Genomic DNA, 18,402 nt, shown 5'->3' with positions numbered 1-18,402 from the left:
AGGGGATACACTTTACAAAAACTGCGCAGCCTCTGAAGCTGCGGTGAAACAATTTTGGATAAGTTCTGGGAGGAACGCATGTCGGAGAACGTCTATCCTGTGCCGGCTAACGTGGCATCACATGCCCTGATCGACAACGACACTTATTTGTCGATGTATAAGCAATCAATCGAAGATCCAAACGCATTCTGGGCCGAACATGGCAAGCGCATCGATTGGATGAAGCCTTTTACAAAGGTTAAAAACAGCTCTTACGACTATCACAATGTGTCAATCAAATGGTTCGAAGACGGTGAGTTAAATGTTTCAGCCAATTGTATCGACCGCCATCTAGAAAGCCGTGGCGATCAAACCGCCATCATCTGGGAGGGCGATGACCCGTCTGACAGCGAAAACATCACATACAAGCAGCTGCACGAGCGCGTTTGTAAATTGGCCAATGCCTACAAGGAATTGGGCGTAGCCAAAGGTGATCGTGTCATTCTATATATGCCAATGATCCCTGAAGCGGCTTACGCAATGCTGGCTTGTGCCCGCATTGGCGCCATTCATTCCATCGTTTTTGGCGGTTTTTCTCCTGACGCTTTGGCAGATCGCATCAACGGCTCAAAAGCCAAACTGGTAGTTACCGCAGATCAAGGTCTGCGCGGTGGTCGTAAAGTGGCACTGAAAACCAACGTCAACGCTGCTTTTGAAAAAGTCGATCATGATGCCAAAATTCTGGTTGTCAAACGCACCGGTGGCGACGTTCCGATGACCGATGGTCGCGATGTCTGGTATGACGATATTGTAGGTCCCGCCTCTGCCGACTGTGCACCAGAGCCAATGAATGCCGAAGACCCGCTGTTTATTCTCTACACATCCGGCTCTACCGGCATGCCAAAAGGCGTTGTTCACAGCACCGGCGGTTATCTCGTTTATGCCTCCATGACGCATCAATATGTCTTCGATTATCATGATGGTGATGTCTATTGGTGTACTGCAGACGTCGGCTGGGTAACCGGCCATTCCTACATCGTGTATGGGCCGCTCGCCAATGGTGCGACCACTGTTATGTTCGAAGGTGTGCCAACCTACCCGACACCATCCCGCTTCTGGGATGTGTGCGAAAAACACAAGGTCAACATCTTCTACACCGCTCCCACCGCGATTCGCTCGCTGATGGGCGCAGGCAAGGAACATGTTGAAAAAGCGGATCTTTCCTCGTTGCGTATTCTTGGATCTGTGGGTGAACCTATCAATCCAGAGGCCTGGAAATGGTATTATGAGGTGGTTGGCAAGAAAAACTGCCCGATCGTTGATACCTGGTGGCAGACCGAAACCGGCGGCATCATGATCACTCCACTGCCCGGTGCAACAGCCCTCAAACCCGGCTCGGCCACACGTCCTTTCTTTGGTGTTCAGCCCGTTATGCTAGACAATGAGGGGAACGAAATCAGCGAAACCGAATGTGAAGGCATTCTTTGCATCGCCGATAGCTGGCCAGGCCAAATGCGCACCGTCTATGGTGACCATGACCGCTTTGTCTCTACCTATTTCGAGACATTCAAAGGCTACTATTTTGCCGGAGATGGCGCCCGTCGTGATGCCGATGGAGACTACTGGATCACAGGCCGCGTCGATGACGTCATCAACGTGTCCGGCCATCGCATGGGTACAGCCGAAGTGGAAAGCGCCCTTGTGGCTCATCCAAAGGTCTCGGAGGCCGCTGTGGTTGGTTATCCGCACGACATCAAAGGTCAGGGCATCTATGTTTATGTCACCTTGATGGAAGGCGAAGAAGAAACCGAAGAGCTCCGCAAAGAACTGCGCAACTGGGTGCGTCATGAAATTGGCCCGATTGCCTCCCCAGATCTCATCCAGTTTGCTCCGGGTTTGCCCAAAACCCGCTCAGGCAAAATCATGCGCCGCATCCTGCGCAAGATCGCTGAAGATGATTTCGCAGCGTTGGGTGATACCTCAACACTGGCCGATCCAACTGTCGTCGAAGACCTGATCGATAACCGCCAAAATCGCGATTGATCACCAGCTTCAGACCTAAAAATAAAACCCTCGCCAACTGGCGGGGGTTTTTTGTTTGCAGTCCAGGATTTTGCGGCAAAATCAGATCAATAAAGGCAGCATCAAAATGAGGTTAGTCGCCACGCTGCACAAAGGCCGTCACTTCCTCCAATGAGGAGGCCTCCCCTGGTACACGATCGATCATGTCACGGATTTGATCCAAATCCCGCACCATATTATTCAAGCGAGTAGCCAGCCGACCATGCAAAAGAGCAGCAAGGTCGGGATATTCATCCATAACACGGCGAAACAGCGCTCGCCGCAGTTGAATCACTTTGACGTCTTCCAACGTCGTCGCCATTGCAGAGCGACGCGTTTCGGCCATCAAGGCCATTTCCCCGATCAAGCTGCCAGCCCCCAATATCTGGGAGTCCTGATCCAAGCCATCCTGCGAGATAGTCATCCGGACTTGGCCTTCAATGATGACAAAGCCCGAATCCGCCAAATCCCCCTGACGAAAGATCACCTGCTTAGCCCGATAAACCCGTGATTCAGCCCCAAAGGCCAACAGTCGCAGTTGATCTTCGTTGAAATCCGCAAAAAACGGCACCTGTTTCAACAGGTCAATGTCATTGATCAAGCTCATAAGATGTTGTTGTCCGGATCGTTGGCGGCTCACGCCGCAAAAAGCGAAATACGAACCTATTTAGGCGCGCGCACTCATCATCTGTCAAGCTAACTCAAACAATCGGAATTTGGGTTGCCCTACATTAGGGCACCAATTTATATCCACCAGCTTCGGTAATCAACAATTCTGCATTGGATGGATTTTTCTCGATCTTCTGGCGCAGTCGGTAAATATGGGTTTCCAACGTGTGGGTGGTAACCCCGGAATTATAGCCCCAAACCTCATGCAACAACACATCCCGACTAACGGGTTTGTCGCCTGAGCGATAGAGAAACTTCAAAATCGAGGTTTCTTTCTCGGTCAATCGTACTTTTCCACCAGCTTCATCAGACAATAGCTTGGCTGCTGGCTTGAAGGTATAACGCCCCACAGCAAAGGTGGCGTCTTCACTATTCTCATGCTGGCGCAACTGTGCCCTGATCCGCGCTAAAAGCACGGCAAAGCGAAATGGCTTGCTGACATAATCATTGGCTCCCGCTTCCAGACCTAAAATAGTGTCTGAATCGGTGTCATGGCCGGTGAGCATAATGATAGGAGCTTTGAATTCGCCCTTACGCAGGAGCTTCACAGCCTCACGCCCATCCATATCAGGCAAGCCGACATCCATAATCAGCAAATCGAAATGATCTGACCGCGCGGTTTGAATACCTTTGGTGGCGGATTCTTCTTGATGCAGCTCGAATTCTTCATACAACGAAAGCTGCTCTACCAGAGCTTCGCGCAGTTCGGTGTCGTCATCAACGAGCAATATTCTTCTTGCAGTCATAGTTGCATCCCCAGATTGGCCTTTACTTAGGTCTATCCTTGCCAGACTTGGGCATAGGACCCCGCATTTGCAAAGACCATACACAAATCAAATCAATGACAGCTTAAAGTGTTTTCACCTTCAAATAAAGAAACTGATCGGTCTAATTGCAAATCACAGTCAATCACGTCACTGTCATAAGCACTTGATTCACCAAGCGCATCTCGCACAAGCCATAATTTAGCACAACAATTGCATTTGTTTGATCAGGTCTAATACGCTTTTGATGACCCCATGGATGGCCATTAGGATGATAACTATCAAGAAAAAGCCTCTTAGCATCAGCCAGGGGCATTGTATCACTGGCAGCACCGTTTTTGCCTGCGCTTTGGGTCAAACAGGTCAAACAGCTTTTAAACAGGAGGGCGATGGCGCCACTCCCCTGACCCATACCCGCCCGCTGTATGGCTTTTATCGACCGGATCGGGAAAGCAAACCGCGCTCAACCTTACCCTTCATACCGATATCAAAATCCATGGGCTGGTGTGATGCAATTGACCATCCCAGCTATAACAGACGAGTCAGACTGCCATTTGGCGCATCGTGTGAGGCTATGTGGAGAGATGATTCGCTATATGACCTTGTGGTGGTGCTGGATATCAACATCACACAAAGGCAAAAAGGCCGCGGCAGCGCCCTTTTCATGCATGTCGCTCGAGAAGGTTACAAACCGACAGAAGGCTGCATAGCTCTGGCCAAACAAAACCTTCGCCTGTTGCTACAAGTCATGACGACAAATAGTCGCATTCAAATTATACGCTAAGGCCGGTGTCCGAAGAACTGTGTGGTTTTGGGCGGTGACCAAAAATGGCGCTGCCCACACGCACAAAAGTCGCCCCTTGCTTGATCGCTTCGGGATAATCAGCACTCATACCCATCGACAATTCTGCAATGCCATTGCGTTTGGCAATCTTTCGCAAGAGCTTGAAATGTGCCTTGGGGTTTTCCTCAACAGGCGGGATACACATCAACCCCCGTATAGTCATCCCCAGTTCGCCCTGACAAAAACCGATAAAAGCATCCGCATCCTTGGGCATAATACCGGCTTTTTGCGGCTCAGCACCTGTATTGATCTGAATGAACAGATCGATAGTTTTGCTCTGCTTTTCCATTTCCACTCGGATCGCGCGGGCGATTTTCTTACGATCAACCGTATGGATAACATCAAACAGCGCCACAGCTTCCTTGGCTTTGTTCGACTGCAAGGGCCCGATCAGGTGCAGTTCCACATCCTCAAATTCCTTGCGCAACTGAGGCCATTTCCCCTTGGTCTCTTGCACTTTATTCTCACCAAATACGCGCTGACCAGCCTCAAGGGCGTCGCGAATAACGTCGGCGTCGAATGTTTTTGAAACAGCGATGAGTGTAACACAACCCGATACTCGTTCTGCCGCTTTTTCACATTCCGCTATGGCCTGACGAACCTGGGCCAACTGGGATGGTATACTCATCTTCTCTTTTCAAACCTCAAATAGGGTGGCACCGACAGCGATCATCTGGCGATATCGTGTCGGCTTATTATGCACGACAAAATACCCCCGTCGATAGCACATCGCAAGATTGAACTGTCTCAAAGGCATTCTTACCCTTAAAGGGGTTGACGCAACAACGGAATTCTGGTGAGTCTCTGGCCAGAAACTCACCATAAATTGAGACATTTGTGCATATCCATGGCTAATGAGCGCTACAACGCACGCGAAGCGGAAATTCGCTGGCAACAGACCTGGGACACCCAGAAGATCTTTCAGACACAAAATGATGATCCTCGTCCGAAATATTATGTCCTAGAAATGTTCCCCTACCCGTCCGGCCGCATTCATATGGGCCATGTGCGCAACTATACGATGGGCGATGTCGTCGCTCGTTACAAGCGCGCCAAGGGCTTCAATGTTCTGCATCCTATGGGATGGGACGCATTTGGCATGCCAGCGGAAAACGCCGCAATGCAAAACAATGTCCACCCTAAAGACTGGACATATGAAAATATCGCAACCATGCGCGCCCAACTGCAGTTAATGGGCCTGTCGCTGGATTGGGATCGTGAATTTGCCACCTGCGATGTGGATTATTACCATCGCCAACAAATGCTTTTCCTCGATTTTGTTGACAAGGGCCTTGCCTATCGCAAAAACGCTAAGGTCAACTGGGATCCGGTGGATCAAACCGTGTTGGCCAACGAACAGGTGATTGATGGCAAGGGCTGGCGCTCTGGTGCCGAGGTTGAGCAGCGGGAACTGACCCAGTGGTTCTTTAAAATCACCGACTTCGCCGAAGACCTGCTCGCTGAAATCGATAATCTTGACCGTTGGCCAGACAAAGTGCGCTTGATGCAGCGCAACTGGATAGGCAAGTCCGAAGGTCTGCAGGTGCGTTTCGAGCTCACGACCCCTGCGATCAATGGCGACACCGAAATCGAGATTTTCACAACCCGCCCCGACACGTTGTTTGGCGCCTCCTTTATGGGCCTGTCGGCCGATCATCCACTGACCAAAGCTCTAGCGGAAACAAATCCTGCGCTTCAAGCTTTTGTCGAAGAGTGTCACAAACAGGGCACCTCGGCGGCAGAAGTCGAAACAGCGGAAAAAATTGGTTTCGATACCGGACTGACCGTTAAACATCCTTTGGATCCAACAATCATCCTGCCAGTCTATGTGGCCAATTTCATTCTGATGGATTACGGCACAGGCGCTATTTTTGCTTGCCCCGCCCACGACCAGCGCGATTTGGATTTTGCCCGAAAATATAATCTGACAGTCACACCGGTGGTGTTGCCCAAAGACGAAGATGCTGCAACTTTCGACGTTGGAACCGAAGCCTATACTGGCGAAGGTACCATCTTTAACTCCGAGTTTCTTGACGGCATGTCGATCACCGACGCCAAAGACACCGTTGCCACCAAATTGGAAACGGTGACACTCGATGGCAAACCACAGGCCGAACGCAAAACACAGTATCGTTTGCGTGACTGGGGTATTTCTCGTCAGCGTTATTGGGGGTGTCCAATCCCCATGGTCCATTGCGACGGCTGTGGTGTGGTGGCAGAAAAAGTAGAAAACCTGCCGATCAAGCTGCCTGATGACATCAATTTTGACAAACCGGGAAATCCGCTGGACCGCCATCCGACATGGCGCGACTGTTCTTGCCCCAAATGTGGAAAAGCGGCTCGGCGTGAAACCGATACCATGGACACGTTTGTGGACAGCTCTTGGTATTACGCCCGCTTCACAGCCCCTTGGGAAGACACACCAACCGACAAAAAGGCTGTAGATGAATGGTTGCCTGTTGACCAATATATCGGTGGTGTCGAGCATGCTATCTTGCATCTGCTCTATTCGCGCTTCTTTGCCCGCGCAATGAAGGCAACCGGCCATATGACGGTGAAAGAGCCATTCCGAGGCCTGTTTACTCAAGGCATGGTGGTGCACGAAACCTATAAGGGCGAAGATGGCCGCTGGGTCGCACCGATGGAAATCACCATTCAGGATCAAGACGGGAATCGCACTGCCAAGCACAATGAAACCGGCGAATCCATTGCGATTGGTTCCATTGAGAAAATGTCCAAGTCCAAAAAGAACACTGTGGACCCCACCGACATCATCGAGAGCTTTGGTGCCGATACGGCCCGTTGGTTCATGCTGTCTGATAGCCCGCCAGAGCGTGACGTTATTTGGACCGAAGCAGGCGCAGAAGGCGCCCATCGCTTTGTTCAGCGTATTTGGCGCCTAACCGTCGAAACATCAGAATTTTTGGGCAAAACACCGCTTAACAAACCCGATGCTTTCTCGGACGAAGCCAATGCCTTGCGCAAACTCACGCACAAATCACTGGTTAGCGTTGAATCCAACATAGAACAGCTCGGCTTCAACCGATCTGTTGCCCAGATCTACCAATTGGTCAATCACATCGCTTCAGCGGCAAAAAAAGACAAATTGGACAAAGATCCCTCACTTGCATGGGCCCTGGATGAAAGCATGCAATTGTTGGTGCTGATGTCCGCTCCAATGATGCCACATCTGGCAGAAGAATGTTGGATTCAGCTAGGCAAAGAAGGGCTTGTTTCCACACAAGGCTGGCCCAAAGCAGATGCTTCATTGCTGGTAGAAGACGAGATCACTTTGCCAATTCAGATCAACGGCAAAAAACGCGGCGAAATAACCGTTGCCGCCGATGCAGATAAGGCTACAATCGAAAAAGCGGTTCTGGCTTCAGAGCCAGTCATCAAAGCCCTTGATGGCAAAGCACCGCGCAAGGTCATCGTCGTGCCAAAAAGGATCGTCAATGTTGTTGTTTAATCGCAAACTGAAGGCCATTCGTAAGTTCAAGTCAGGGCCAGTGGCTCTGGCTTTGTGCCTCGGCCTAGGTCTGGCGCTGTCTGGTTGTCAGGTTCGTCCGCTCTATTCCGGCACCACAATGTCCGGCCAAACCTTATCTGCTGATCTATCGTCGATAGAAATTGTTCCAGCAAAAAGTCGCTTGGAACAGGAACTCCGCAACAATCTCATTTTTGCTTTCAACGGTGGTGCTGAACAAGGCATTCCGGCCTACCGGCTTGATATGAAGGTCACAAGCTCTACAAGCGACCTCGACATTGAAAGCGGCACAGGACTTGCCAAAACATCGCGCACCCGCCTGACTGTCACCTATCAATTGATCCGACTTGCAGACAAAGAAGTTGCTACAACGGGATCAAGCTTCTTCACTGCATCCTTCGCACAAAGCACACAACGCTATGCCAACGAGCGAGCCTTGTTGGACGCTGAAAATCGCGTTGCAGAACAGGTTGCCAACGACATTCACTTGCGTTTATCCGCCTTTTTTGCTGCCGGAACTTAACGGGATACAAACTCTCCCGTCATTAAGCGGTGCCAACATCACTTGGTGTAGGCTCTCATCAAAATCAAAGCGCCCTTCGGATCACGGGCACACGATCGGGATTGAAAATGGCAGAAATCAAAGCCAATATGGTAGACCGATACCTACAAAGGCCAAATCCCGAGCATCGAACCATTCTTATTTATGGGCAAGACACGGGGCTCATCACAGAACGAGCAAAACGTCTTGCTGAGCAAATACTCAAAGACAACAGCGATCCATTTGCTGCACTACGCCTTGATTCATCCGAAATTGCTTCAGATCCTTTGAGATTGGCAGACGAAGCCAATACAATTCCACTCTTTGGCGGAAACCGTGTCATCACCATTCAGATGACCGGCAACAAATCCATCCAGCCAGCTCTAGACCCGGTCCTCTCATCACCGCCGGATGACGCCTTCATTATCATCAAAGCCGGAGATCTGAAAAAAACAGCAGCTCTCCGAAAATCAATTGAAAAAGCACACAGTGCCGTCGCTCTTCCCTGCTATGTGGATGCGCGAGAAGCCCTTAATGGCATCATAGACGAAGAAACCACTCTGGCAGGACTATCCATCAGCAACGAAGCCAGAACGATGCTATTGGAGAATTTGGGCGCGAACAGGATGGCATCCAGAGCTGAAGTGCAAAAATTATGTCTCTATGCTATGCATGAAGGCCAAATTACTGAAAAAGATATAGAAGATATCGTCGGTGATGCGTCCAGTCACCAAATCGATATGATCATTGACTCCGCTGCACTTGGAAAAATCGACGATCTAGACCGACAGCTAGAACAAATGATGGGAGCAGGCCAAAACCCGTCCGTTATCGGCAGTGCAAGCCTGCGCCATTTTCAAATGTTGGAACGATGCGTCAGTCTAATGGACAAAGGCATGTCTCCACAATCTGCCCTGGACAAGGCGGGTCCGATGGTTCACTTTAAGCGCAAAGCACGTGTTCAATCACAATTGCGCATATGGAACAGCAAAAAAGCATCGCGCGCCTGTGAATTGCTGGCACAGAGTCTCCTCAACAGCCGCAAGCATTATGGCTTGGCACAAACCATAATATCAGAAACCCTTCTGATGATCGCAGCCACGGCACAGCGCAGCAAATAGCCATAAATCTTGGTTAGGAAACAAAAATCCACCGTACCTAAATACTAGAGTGCGGGTTTTTTATAAGCACAAAACACGCGCTATTTCACAAATCGTTTCACGTGAATCAATGCACTCAATTTTAATGAATTTGCATTTGCGACAGACACTCTCACCCCCTTAAACAAAAGAATCCACCGCCGCAACCATAGGGGTAATCCTAGAAGCTCAAGTTATGTTCGGTCTGCTGTTCATTTTGAAAGGCTGGATCCTGTTTCTATATCTCCCCTTCTCCCCACTATACAGCATCACAGCAACAACGATGCAGGGATTGATTTCCAGAAGAGTTCCAGGCAATGCCTAAGGAGAGTTACAGGGTGCTATATCCTGCATTATGGCAATTACAACAATCCCAAGTCCTCTAATTGTGACACAAGTCTTTGCGTTCTTTACACAACAACACAGCCTACATTATCAACCGGCAGGAGCCTTTGCTGTTGCCGCCGCCTTAACTTTGATGGTTCTTATTCCGCTGTGCCTGACAGTCAACACGAAGCGTCACTTGCAATAGAACTGCCGAGAAAAATAGATACAAAAAAGGGGAGCATCTGCTCCCCTTCTTACAAAACCGAATAGAAATCATTTTTCAAGAATTGAGATAATCGCATCCAGCTGCTCGAGTGTCTTATATTGAATTTTCAACTCGCCACCCTTTTTCTTGGGAGCGATAAAAACATTCCAACCCAATCGATCGGTCAAACGTCTTTCCAATTCGACAGTATCGGCATCTTTCTCTTTTTTAGGTTTGGGTTCTTTTTTCTCTTTGTCTTTTTCTTGCCCGGCTTTTTCAGCATCCCGCACTGTCATACCGTCTTCGACAATACGGCGCGCCAACTCTTCAGGATCATTGGCTGTGATCAAGGCACGGGCATGACCAGCAGTCAGTTCGCCTTTTTTCAAATAGTCTTTAATGCTATCAGGCAGCTTCAACAATCGCATCGTATTGGCGACATGTGAGCGACTTTTACCAATCACATCTGCCAATTCTGCCTGCGTATAATCAAACTCCTGAATAAGCTGATCATAACCAAGAGCCTCTTCCAAAGAGTTTAAATCAGCACGCTGAACATTCTCAATAATGGCAAGTTCCAGCGCTTCTTTGTCATTCACATTGTGAATAAGCACAGGAACTTCATGCAAACCGGCGCCTTGCGCAGCGCGCCAACGGCGTTCGCCGGCAATAATCTCAAAAGAATCGTCAGCACCTTCTACCGGACGACAGAGAATAGGCTGCATTATACCCTTCTCTTTGACCGACTTGGTTAAATCATCCAGATCTGACTCGATAAAATCACGACGAGGATTCCGAGGATTTGGCCTCAGGAACTCAATAGGGATACGACGCTGAGAACGGGCCCGCTCAATCGCAACGGCTTCGTTATCCATATCGCCGATCAAAGCGGCCAGACCGCGCCCCAATCGTTTGCCTTCAGTAGGTTTTTTTACCATTTTTTTCCGCATTTCAACCCAACCAACGGTTTGACCTCAACCGCCTGCTCAGTTCCTTGATAATAGCCACAACGGCATCAGGCCGCTTTGTTGCGCAATTTCTTCTCACGCTGAATAATCTCAGACGCCAATTTCAGATACGCCTGACTTCCAGAACATTTCAAATCATAAAGCAAAGCAGGTTTGCCGTAAGACGGGGCTTCAGAGACACGCACATTCCGCGGAATAATCGTATCATAGACCTTGTCACCCATATGCGCACGCACATCATCTACAACCTGGTTGGATAGATTGTTGCGGCTATCATACATCGTCATAACAATACCGTGGATGGTTAGCTCAGGATTAAGCGCACCCTTCACCTGATTAACCGTTTGAATCAACTGCGTCAGGCCTTCCAGAGCAAAAAATTCACATTGCAAAGGCACCAAAATAGAATGAGCCGCGGCCATCGCATTGATTGTCAAAAGGTTCAAAGAAGGAGGACAATCAATCAAAACATAAGTAAAACGCTTATCTTCGGGGATTTTATCACCCTGCTCGCCATGGCGCTGCAACACATTACGTAGACGAAAAGCCCGGTCTTTGTCTCCAGATATTTCCTGCTCCAGACCGAGCAAATCCATAGTTGACGCCGCAACAGAAAGACGAGGCACAGCAGTAGGAATAGCAGCTTCAAGCAAGGTCGCTTCATTCAGCAAAAGCTCGGCGGTTGAAACGCGGCGCGCTTTACGATCAATCCCCAATCCGGTACTGGCATTGCCTTGTGGATCAACATCAACAATCAGCACTGTCTCACCAATGGCAGCAAGTGCTGTGCCCAGATTGATTGCCGTCGTTGTTTTCCCAACACCACCCTTTTGATTAGCAAGGGTTAGAACGCGGGGAGATTCCGGTAGTGAACTCATAAAGTGGCCTCACTTTGCGTTTGTTTCACTGTGCGTCTTTGGATGATAGCGCGCGCAGAAGGACAATCCGCGCATCCGGATCTGTCCTGCTTGGTTTTTGTATCAGATCTATGTTCCAGCTGACACTGGCCTCTGCCAATTCTCGATCAAAGTCGCGCCCTTTGTGGAAAACACCCACGCAACTTTTTGAGATAAACGGTTGGACAAAATAACACAGATTAGAAAATGAGGTCAGAGCACGGGCACTGAATGCATCAACAGGACCGTCCCAACTAGATAAAACGGTTTCGATTCGATCGTTATGTATCTTAGCATTTAACTCAAGTTCACGTGCAACTGTTCGCAAAAAAGTGGCTTTGCGACCATTACTTTCCACCATATGAACTGAATAATCTTCACCCAGATCATCCAGCAATATCGCTGTCACCAAACCAGGAAAACCTGCTCCAGACCCCAGATCAATCCAATGTCTCGCCTGGGGATAGCTCGCAAATATCTGCACACTATCAGCAATATGCCGCACCCAAATATTATCAAGGGTCTTGGGCGCAACGAGATTTTGCGCTGGTTGCCATTTACGAACCAACGCTTCATACAATTCTAGCTTTTGAAGTGATTCACGTGAAACCGGAATCAGAGAGGAAATCAACTCGATTCCCCGTTCCTTATTACCAACAGACATATTTACCGCCCAACCCTATTCTAAGAGACTCGCTTGCTGTACGCGAGCACCAATGTCAAAGCGGTAGGCGTCATACCATCAATTCGAGACGCCTGCCCCAATGTTTGTGGACGAATGTGAGAGAGCTTTTGTTTCAACTCGTTGGATAGCCCATTAATTTCTTCAAAGTTAAGAGCCTGCGGGATTGCCAAGCCCTCGTCCTTATTGAAGGTTTCAATATCGCTAGTCTGTCTCTCCATATACACCTGATACACCGCTTCAATTTCAAGCTGACGTCGTATCGGCTGGGAAAAACCACCAAATTCTGGCCAAATCTTAGTCAATCTCTCAAGATCAAGGTCCGGGTAGGCCAAAAAATCATAGACCGAACGCCGCTGACCATCCTTATTAATTCGCAAATCATAACGCTCGGCCTCGTTAGGCGTCAGTGATTTTTCTTTTGCCAAGGCCGTAATAGCATCAAGTTCTTGTTTTTTACGAGAATAGACCTGCCGGCGTTCATCACCAATCAATCTCCAACTATCAGCCTTCTCTGTCAGCCGCTGATCTGCATTATCAGCCCGCAATGACAAGCGATATTCAGCCCGCGAGGTAAACATACGATAAGGTTCGACAACACCTTTGGTCACCAAATCGTCAATCATCACACCAATGTAAGCATCCGATCGAGTGAGTATAACCCCTTCCTGATCACCACATTGTCGTGCAGCATTCAACCCCGCCATCAACCCTTGAGCACCAGCTTCTTCATAACCAGTCGTGCCATTAATTTGACCTGCCAAATACAAACCGACAACTCTTTTGGTCTCAAGCGTCGCCTTCAGTTCGGTTGGATCGATATAGTCATATTCGATGGCATACCCATATTGCTCGATCTCCACATTTTCCAAACCTGGAATAGATCGAATATAGGCATCTTGCACATCCTCAGGCAACGAAGTGGAAATACCATTTGGATAAACAGTATCAACATCCAAACCTTCCGGCTCAAGAAAAATCTGATGACCATCACGATCACCAAAACGAGAAATTTTATCTTCAATCGAAGGACAATAGCGCGGGCCTGTCCCTTCAATTTTTCCGGAATACATTGCTGATTTATGGATATTATCGCGAATAATTTTATGAGTTTTATCAATCGTCCGCGTGATATGACAGTCGATTTGCGGAGTCGTAATCGCTGTTGTCAAATAAGAAAAAGCAACAGGATCAGCATCACCAGGTTGTCTTGCCAAATCAGAATAGTCGATAGTACGTCCATTCAACCGCGCTGGCGTCCCCGTCTTTAAGCGACCCAAACGAAAATTTTCAGCCATCAAACGCAGAGACAAATCATTAGCCGCAGGATCACCCATACGACCAGCAGAATAACTCCGCTCACCCATATGAATTAGGCCGCGCAAAAAGGTCCCTGTTGTAAGAACAACGGCACCACAACGAACATCACGACCATCAGATAGAGAAACTCCACATACACGCCCATCAACAATGGACATATCTGATACTTCTTCTTCGATTACGGTCAAATTTGGGGTATCAAATAATAAAGATTGAACAGCACTACGATAGAGCTTTCGATCAGCTTGAGCCCGTGGCCCCTGCACAGCTGGCCCCTTACGGCGATTCAACAGACGGAATTGAATACCACCTTTATCGGCAGCCAGACCCATAAGCCCACCAAGAGCATCAATCTCTCGTACCAAATGCCCTTTTCCAAGACCACCAATCGCCGGATTACAAGACATCACACCGATTGTCTGGCGACTATGTGTCACCAAAGCAACCGAAGCACCAGTACGCGCAGCAGCAGCAGCAGCTTCGGTCCCTGCATGTCCACCACCCACGACGATTACATCAAACTGGGTCATTCAGTTTTCCCATCAATAATACCACCACTTATAAAAGACATTACACACCACGTCATATAGCCGAATGCAATTTATATGCGGCATATTTATTCCTTCAGAGTTTATTTAACTTCTGACGCTATATGTAGATCATCCTTATACAGGATTCACGTGAAACAGCTCCAGCTTTAATTAGATAATTTTGCTATCTTAGATTCACGTGAAACAAGACAATTGACTGACAAAATTCTCGAATCAAAGATTCACGTGAAACATTGTCAATCATCAATTTCAAAAGTGATGTTTCACGTGAAACGATCCACTATTTACCCACACAGAACTGTGAAAAAATCACACCCAACATATCTTCTACATCAATCCGTCCAGTAATTTTCCCCAGCTCATCCCCAGCCATGCGTAAATATTCTGAACGAATTTCTAGTGGAGAATCCGTATAGATAAGAGATTTATCCACATTATCCACACACTGCCGAAAATATGCCTCATGTCGTTTTCTTGTTATTAACACATCTTCGGCACCAGAGAACAATTCTTCAATTTGTTTCACAAACGAATCGTAAAAGCCATCCATCCCGAATCCGGTATGAAGAGAGACAGAAAACACCTTTTCCTCTGCATTTTTATTTGACCCACTATTGATCATTTCTGAGCCGATTCGATCTTGCTTGTTAAACAAAACAAGCCTCTGTGCCCGACTCGCCAAAGCGACACGTTCATTCGGGGCACTACCATCCACTACCTCGATCAACAGATCGGCATTCTCACTTTTTTCCAACGCACGACGAATACCCTCCTGCTCTACAATATTGCTTGAGTCACGCAAGCCTGCGGTATCAATCACCGTCACCGGAAAGCCCTCAATATCCAGATGCAGTTCGAGCAGGTCTCGCGTAGTCCCTGCTTCTTCCGTGACAATGGCCACGTCACGTTTGGCAAACCAGTTTAGCAACGAAGATTTACCCGCATTGGGATGGCCAGCCAGAACCACTGTCAAACCGTTCCGAAGACGTTCCCCACGATCTGCATATGACAAATGATGCTCCATTTCCTGCTTAAGCTTTTGCAGTTTTGGCCAAATCACATCTGAAACGGCGCCGGGAACATCCTCTTCGTCAGAAAAATCCAGCTCGGCTTCAATCATACTACGGGCATAAAGCAAAATTTCCCGCCAGCCATCAATGACACTTTTATGTGCCCCACTGGCCTGGCGCATAGCCTGTTTGCGCTGATTCTCGGTTTCTGCATGAATGAGGTCGGCCAATCCCTCAACAGCGGTCAAATCGAATTTGCCATTTTCAAATCCCCGACGCGAAAACTCTCCCGCCTCAGCCATCCGACAACCATCAAAGGACCCAAGCAAGTCAATCATGGCCTTGACCACGGCGCGGCCACCATGCAGATGAAATTCAACAGACTCTTCGCCCGTAAAGGATTTACTCCCCGGGAAATAAAGAACCAAAGCCTGATCAATAACATCACCATTTTTGGGGTTGGTAACATAACGAAGCGCCGCCATTCGCGGTTTCGGCTCCGAATCAATAATCTGATTCATAACATCGGCGGCCTTCGGTCCCGACAACCGGATCACGGCAACACCAGCTGGCACAGCACCACTGGAAAGGGCAAAAATTGTATCGCGACTCATCGCTTCAATCCCAGCAGCCAACAAAGACAGCTACTTCATCTGGAGCTTTTCATATCAACTTGAACCACCAAACTGGCGTAATAAATCAAACGACCTAAAAGTCGCCAGAACAGTCCAAGTTGAGAAAATGCTGATTATTTCAGAACCGAATCGAACGCAGAGCCAAATACAATCCCCGAAGGACTATTCCAAAGCCAAACGTTTGATCTCTGTAACGCTCGCCAAACACAAAAAGCCGCCTGACGATCATCAGACGGCTTTTTAAGCTTTCCTGTGCGGTTCGGCAAGCCCTATTGATAGAGCAAGCTTTGCATCAGGTATTCATATTATCAAAGAATTCTTTGTTATCCTTGGTAGAGCGAAGCTTATCGAGTAAGAAGTCGATTGCATCGACATTGCTCATGCCACTTAGGATCCGGCGCAGAACAAAGATTTTCTGTAGTTCTTTACGCTCGACCATAAGCTCTTCCTTACGCGTACCGGATTTCAAAATATCCATCGCAGGGAAGATACGCTTATCAGAGACCTTACGATCCAGAACGATCTCGGCGTTGCCTGTACCTTTAAATTCTTCAAAGATAACTTCATCCATGCGACTGCCGGTATCAATCAAAGCAGTAGCAATGATGGTCAGAGAGCCACCTTCTTCAATATTACGTGCAGCACCAAAGAAACGTTTTGGACGTTGCAGGGCATTGGCATCCACACCACCAGTCAGAACCTTACCAGAAGAAGGAATAACCGTGTTGTAGGCGCGACCCAAACGTGTGATGGAATCAAGCAATATGACGACGTCACGCCCATGCTCAACCAAACGCTTGGCTTTTTCAATTACCATCTCAGCGACCTGCACATGGCGAGAAGCGGGTTCATCAAAGGTAGATGAGACAACTTCACCATTCACCGTACGTTTCATATCCGTCACCTCTTCGGGGCGCTCGTCTATGAGCAATACAATAAGGCAACTGTCTGGATGATTGGCCGTGATGGATTTGGCAATATTCTGAAGCAAGACAGTTTTACCGGTGCGCGGTGGCGCTACGATAAGTGCGCGCTGCCCTTTACCAAGTGGAGCAACCAGATCAATCACACGGCTCGACAGATCCTTACTAGTTGGATCAGAAGATGCCAGCAAGAACCGTTCATCAGGATGCAACGGTGTCAGGTTGTCAAAATGAACCTTATGACGCGCTTTGTCAGGGTCTTCAAAATTGACCGTGTTGACTTTAAGAAGGGCAAAATAGCGTTCGCCCTCTTTTGGACTGCGAATATGTCCCTCTACCGTATCACCGGTACGCAACGAAAACCGTCGAATTTGTGAGGGAGAAACATAGATGTCATCTGGGCCGGGCAGGTAATTAGCATCAGGCGAGCGTAGGAAAGCAAATCCGTCCTGCAACACCTCGACAACACCTTGTCCGATGATATCTGTTTCTTGTTCAGCCAAATTTTTGAGAATCGCAAAAAGAAGCTCCTGCTTTCGCAGCGTGCTAGCATTTTCGACCTCGAGCTCTTCGGCAAAATTTAAAAGCTCAGTGGGTGATTTTTGTTTAAGTTCTTGTAGTTTCATTTCGCGCATAGCGAAACTCTCTTAACTGTAAGCAACCAGGGGAAAATTTGGAAAAGACAAAGCACTGTTTTTTATTGTCTGCTTTGCGAAGACTCGAAAGGTAAAGTGAGGCAGATTATTCGAGGCTGATCGTTGAAGAAACGATTTGGCGGAACATAGCTGCTTGGAAAGGTATGAGCAAGCCCTATCATATAAAAAACCCGCTCACCTAAAAGAGAAAGCGGGTTTTCAAGACCAATGGATAATCTTTATAAGCCAAAACAGACAGTCAAAAAGGTTTAACCACAGCCAGAATGACAATTCCAAGCATCAACAGAGTAGGGACTTCGTTGAAATACCGGAAATACACGTGAGATTTCTGATTCGCATCAGCAGCAAAAATTCTTACATGACGAGCACAAACCATATGGTAGATCGACAACAGGATAACCAAGCCAAACTTGATATTAAGCCAGATTGCATCCATGGACCAGATTTCATGCGGAAAAGCCAACCAAAGGCCAAAAATCCATGCGGCAATCATCGATGGATTCATAATCCCTTTCAGTAGACGACGTTCCATGATCTTAAAGGTTTCCGATTTATCGGTCCCCGTCTCTGTCATCGCGTGATAAACAAACAACCTCGGCAGATAGAAAATACCAGCCATCCAAGTAATAATGGCGATAATATGCAGTGCTTTGGTCCAAGAATAATCGAGAAATTGCAGAAATTCCATTGTGATCCTCCAATGGATAAAAAGATCAGACACACAAGTTGTCTGATCTTTTGCACC

15 protein-coding genes are annotated in these 18,402 nt (G+C 48.1%); 5 read left to right on the top strand and 10 right to left on the bottom strand.

What is annotated here, in order from left to right; translation table 11 throughout:
- Positions 1 to 78 precede the first annotated feature (78 nt).
- Positions 79 to 2,022, top strand: a complete 1,944-nt coding sequence (gene acs, locus C0081_RS15315; protein WP_101534702.1) for an acetate--CoA ligase — start codon at positions 79 to 81, stop codon at positions 2,020 to 2,022.
- A 112-nt stretch (positions 2,023 to 2,134) separates the two neighbouring features.
- Here acs and C0081_RS15310 read toward each other — a convergent pair whose 3' ends face one another.
- Entirely contained in the window at positions 2,135 to 2,647 is a 513-nt protein-coding gene (locus C0081_RS15310; RefSeq protein ID WP_101534701.1) for a cyclic nucleotide-binding domain-containing protein, read from the bottom strand.
- Between the two features lie 124 nt (positions 2,648 to 2,771).
- Positions 2,772 to 3,455: a response regulator transcription factor gene (locus C0081_RS15305; protein WP_101534700.1), complete on the bottom strand. Its 684-nt coding sequence runs from the start codon at positions 3,453 to 3,455 to the stop codon at positions 2,772 to 2,774.
- Between the two features lie 289 nt (positions 3,456 to 3,744).
- On the opposite strand from C0081_RS15305, the gene C0081_RS15300 reads away from it, so the two are divergent.
- Positions 3,745 to 4,257 (top strand): L,D-transpeptidase family protein, encoded by a 513-nt coding sequence (locus C0081_RS15300; protein WP_101534699.1) that lies wholly within the window; start codon positions 3,745 to 3,747, stop codon positions 4,255 to 4,257.
- On the opposite strand, the gene C0081_RS15295 is transcribed toward C0081_RS15300, so the two are convergent.
- A complete protein-coding gene (locus C0081_RS15295; RefSeq protein WP_101534698.1) occupies positions 4,247 to 4,945 on the bottom strand; it encodes a YggS family pyridoxal phosphate-dependent enzyme in 699 nt (232 codons plus the stop codon). The two genes, C0081_RS15300 and C0081_RS15295, sit on opposite strands and share 11 nt — an antisense overlap.
- 219 nt (positions 4,946 to 5,164) lie before the next feature.
- On the opposite strand from C0081_RS15295, the gene leuS reads away from it, so the two are divergent.
- From leuS to holA, 3 genes are all read left to right on the top strand, one after another.
- Positions 5,165 to 7,786: a leucine--tRNA ligase gene (gene leuS / locus C0081_RS15290; protein WP_101534697.1), complete on the top strand. Its 2,622-nt coding sequence runs from the start codon at positions 5,165 to 5,167 to the stop codon at positions 7,784 to 7,786.
- Complete coding sequence (lptE, locus tag C0081_RS15285) at positions 7,773 to 8,327, top strand: LPS assembly lipoprotein LptE (RefSeq protein WP_180966917.1); 555 nt, start codon at positions 7,773 to 7,775, stop codon at positions 8,325 to 8,327. The genes leuS and lptE overlap by 14 nt, the downstream gene beginning before the upstream one ends.
- 107 nt (positions 8,328 to 8,434) lie before the next feature.
- A complete protein-coding gene (gene holA / locus C0081_RS15280; protein WP_101534695.1) occupies positions 8,435 to 9,466 on the top strand; it encodes a DNA polymerase III subunit delta in 1,032 nt (343 codons plus the stop codon).
- Positions 9,467 to 10,084: 618 nt separating this feature from the next.
- On the opposite strand, the gene C0081_RS15275 is transcribed toward holA, so the two are convergent.
- The 7 genes from C0081_RS15275 to hemJ all read right to left on the bottom strand — a co-directional run bounded on the left by C0081_RS15275 (position 10,085) and on the right by hemJ (position 18,345).
- Entirely contained in the window at positions 10,085 to 10,954 is an 870-nt protein-coding gene (locus tag C0081_RS15275) for a ParB/RepB/Spo0J family partition protein (protein WP_101534694.1), read from the bottom strand.
- Positions 10,955 to 11,031: 77 nt separating this feature from the next.
- Entirely contained in the window at positions 11,032 to 11,862 is an 831-nt protein-coding gene (locus C0081_RS15270; protein ID WP_101534693.1) for a ParA family protein, read from the bottom strand.
- Between the two features lie 25 nt (positions 11,863 to 11,887).
- Positions 11,888 to 12,544, bottom strand: coding sequence for a 16S rRNA (guanine(527)-N(7))-methyltransferase RsmG (gene rsmG, locus C0081_RS15265; protein WP_101534692.1), 657 nt, complete (start codon positions 12,542 to 12,544; stop codon positions 11,888 to 11,890).
- 20 nt (positions 12,545 to 12,564) lie between these two features.
- Positions 12,565 to 14,412, bottom strand: coding sequence for a tRNA uridine-5-carboxymethylaminomethyl(34) synthesis enzyme MnmG (mnmG, locus tag C0081_RS15260; RefSeq protein WP_101534691.1), 1,848 nt, complete (start codon positions 14,410 to 14,412; stop codon positions 12,565 to 12,567).
- A 301-nt stretch (positions 14,413 to 14,713) separates the two neighbouring features.
- Entirely contained in the window at positions 14,714 to 16,057 is a 1,344-nt protein-coding gene (gene mnmE, locus C0081_RS15255) for a tRNA uridine-5-carboxymethylaminomethyl(34) synthesis GTPase MnmE (RefSeq protein ID WP_101534923.1), read from the bottom strand.
- A gap of 313 nt (positions 16,058 to 16,370) precedes the next feature.
- Positions 16,371 to 17,636: a transcription termination factor Rho gene (gene rho, locus C0081_RS15250; protein ID WP_101534690.1), complete on the bottom strand. Its 1,266-nt coding sequence runs from the start codon at positions 17,634 to 17,636 to the stop codon at positions 16,371 to 16,373.
- Positions 17,637 to 17,895: 259 nt separating this feature from the next.
- A complete protein-coding gene (gene hemJ / locus C0081_RS15245) occupies positions 17,896 to 18,345 on the bottom strand; it encodes a protoporphyrinogen oxidase HemJ (protein WP_101534689.1) in 450 nt (149 codons plus the stop codon).
- Positions 18,346 to 18,402 lie beyond the last annotated feature (57 nt).

This window comes from Cohaesibacter celericrescens (genome assembly GCF_002866925.1).
GTDB lineage: Bacteria > Pseudomonadota > Alphaproteobacteria > Rhizobiales > Cohaesibacteraceae > Cohaesibacter > Cohaesibacter celericrescens.
This window is presented reverse-complemented; position numbering and strand designations above follow the sequence as displayed.

What these genes read in the sequence shown, in the direction of transcription:
- C0081_RS15305 (WP_101534700.1), bottom strand. Translation starts at nt 3,455, where the DNA reads ATGACTGCAAGAAGAATATTGCTCGTTGATGACGACACCGAACTGCGC.
- rho (WP_101534690.1), bottom strand. Translation starts at nt 17,636, where the DNA reads ATGCGCGAAATGAAACTACAAGAACTTAAACAAAAATCACCCACTGAG.
- holA (WP_101534695.1), top strand. Translation starts at nt 8,435, where the DNA reads ATGGCAGAAATCAAAGCCAATATGGTAGACCGATACCTACAAAGGCCA.
- C0081_RS15300 (WP_101534699.1), top strand. Translation starts at nt 3,745, where the DNA reads ATGATAACTATCAAGAAAAAGCCTCTTAGCATCAGCCAGGGGCATTGT.
- C0081_RS15270 (WP_101534693.1), bottom strand. Translation starts at nt 11,862, where the DNA reads ATGAGTTCACTACCGGAATCTCCCCGCGTTCTAACCCTTGCTAATCAA.
- hemJ (WP_101534689.1), bottom strand. Translation starts at nt 18,345, where the DNA reads ATGGAATTTCTGCAATTTCTCGATTATTCTTGGACCAAAGCACTGCAT.
- C0081_RS15275 (WP_101534694.1), bottom strand. Translation starts at nt 10,954, where the DNA reads ATGGTAAAAAAACCTACTGAAGGCAAACGATTGGGGCGCGGTCTGGCC.
- lptE (WP_180966917.1), top strand. Translation starts at nt 7,773, where the DNA reads ATGTTGTTGTTTAATCGCAAACTGAAGGCCATTCGTAAGTTCAAGTCA.
- rsmG (WP_101534692.1), bottom strand. Translation starts at nt 12,544, where the DNA reads ATGTCTGTTGGTAATAAGGAACGGGGAATCGAGTTGATTTCCTCTCTG.
- leuS (WP_101534697.1), top strand. Translation starts at nt 5,165, where the DNA reads ATGGCTAATGAGCGCTACAACGCACGCGAAGCGGAAATTCGCTGGCAA.
- acs (WP_101534702.1), top strand. Translation starts at nt 79, where the DNA reads ATGTCGGAGAACGTCTATCCTGTGCCGGCTAACGTGGCATCACATGCC.
- mnmG (WP_101534691.1), bottom strand. Translation starts at nt 14,412, where the DNA reads ATGACCCAGTTTGATGTAATCGTCGTGGGTGGTGGACATGCAGGGACC.
- C0081_RS15310 (WP_101534701.1), bottom strand. Translation starts at nt 2,647, where the DNA reads ATGAGCTTGATCAATGACATTGACCTGTTGAAACAGGTGCCGTTTTTT.
- mnmE (WP_101534923.1), bottom strand. Translation starts at nt 16,057, where the DNA reads ATGAGTCGCGATACAATTTTTGCCCTTTCCAGTGGTGCTGTGCCAGCT.
- C0081_RS15295 (WP_101534698.1), bottom strand. Translation starts at nt 4,945, where the DNA reads ATGAGTATACCATCCCAGTTGGCCCAGGTTCGTCAGGCCATAGCGGAA.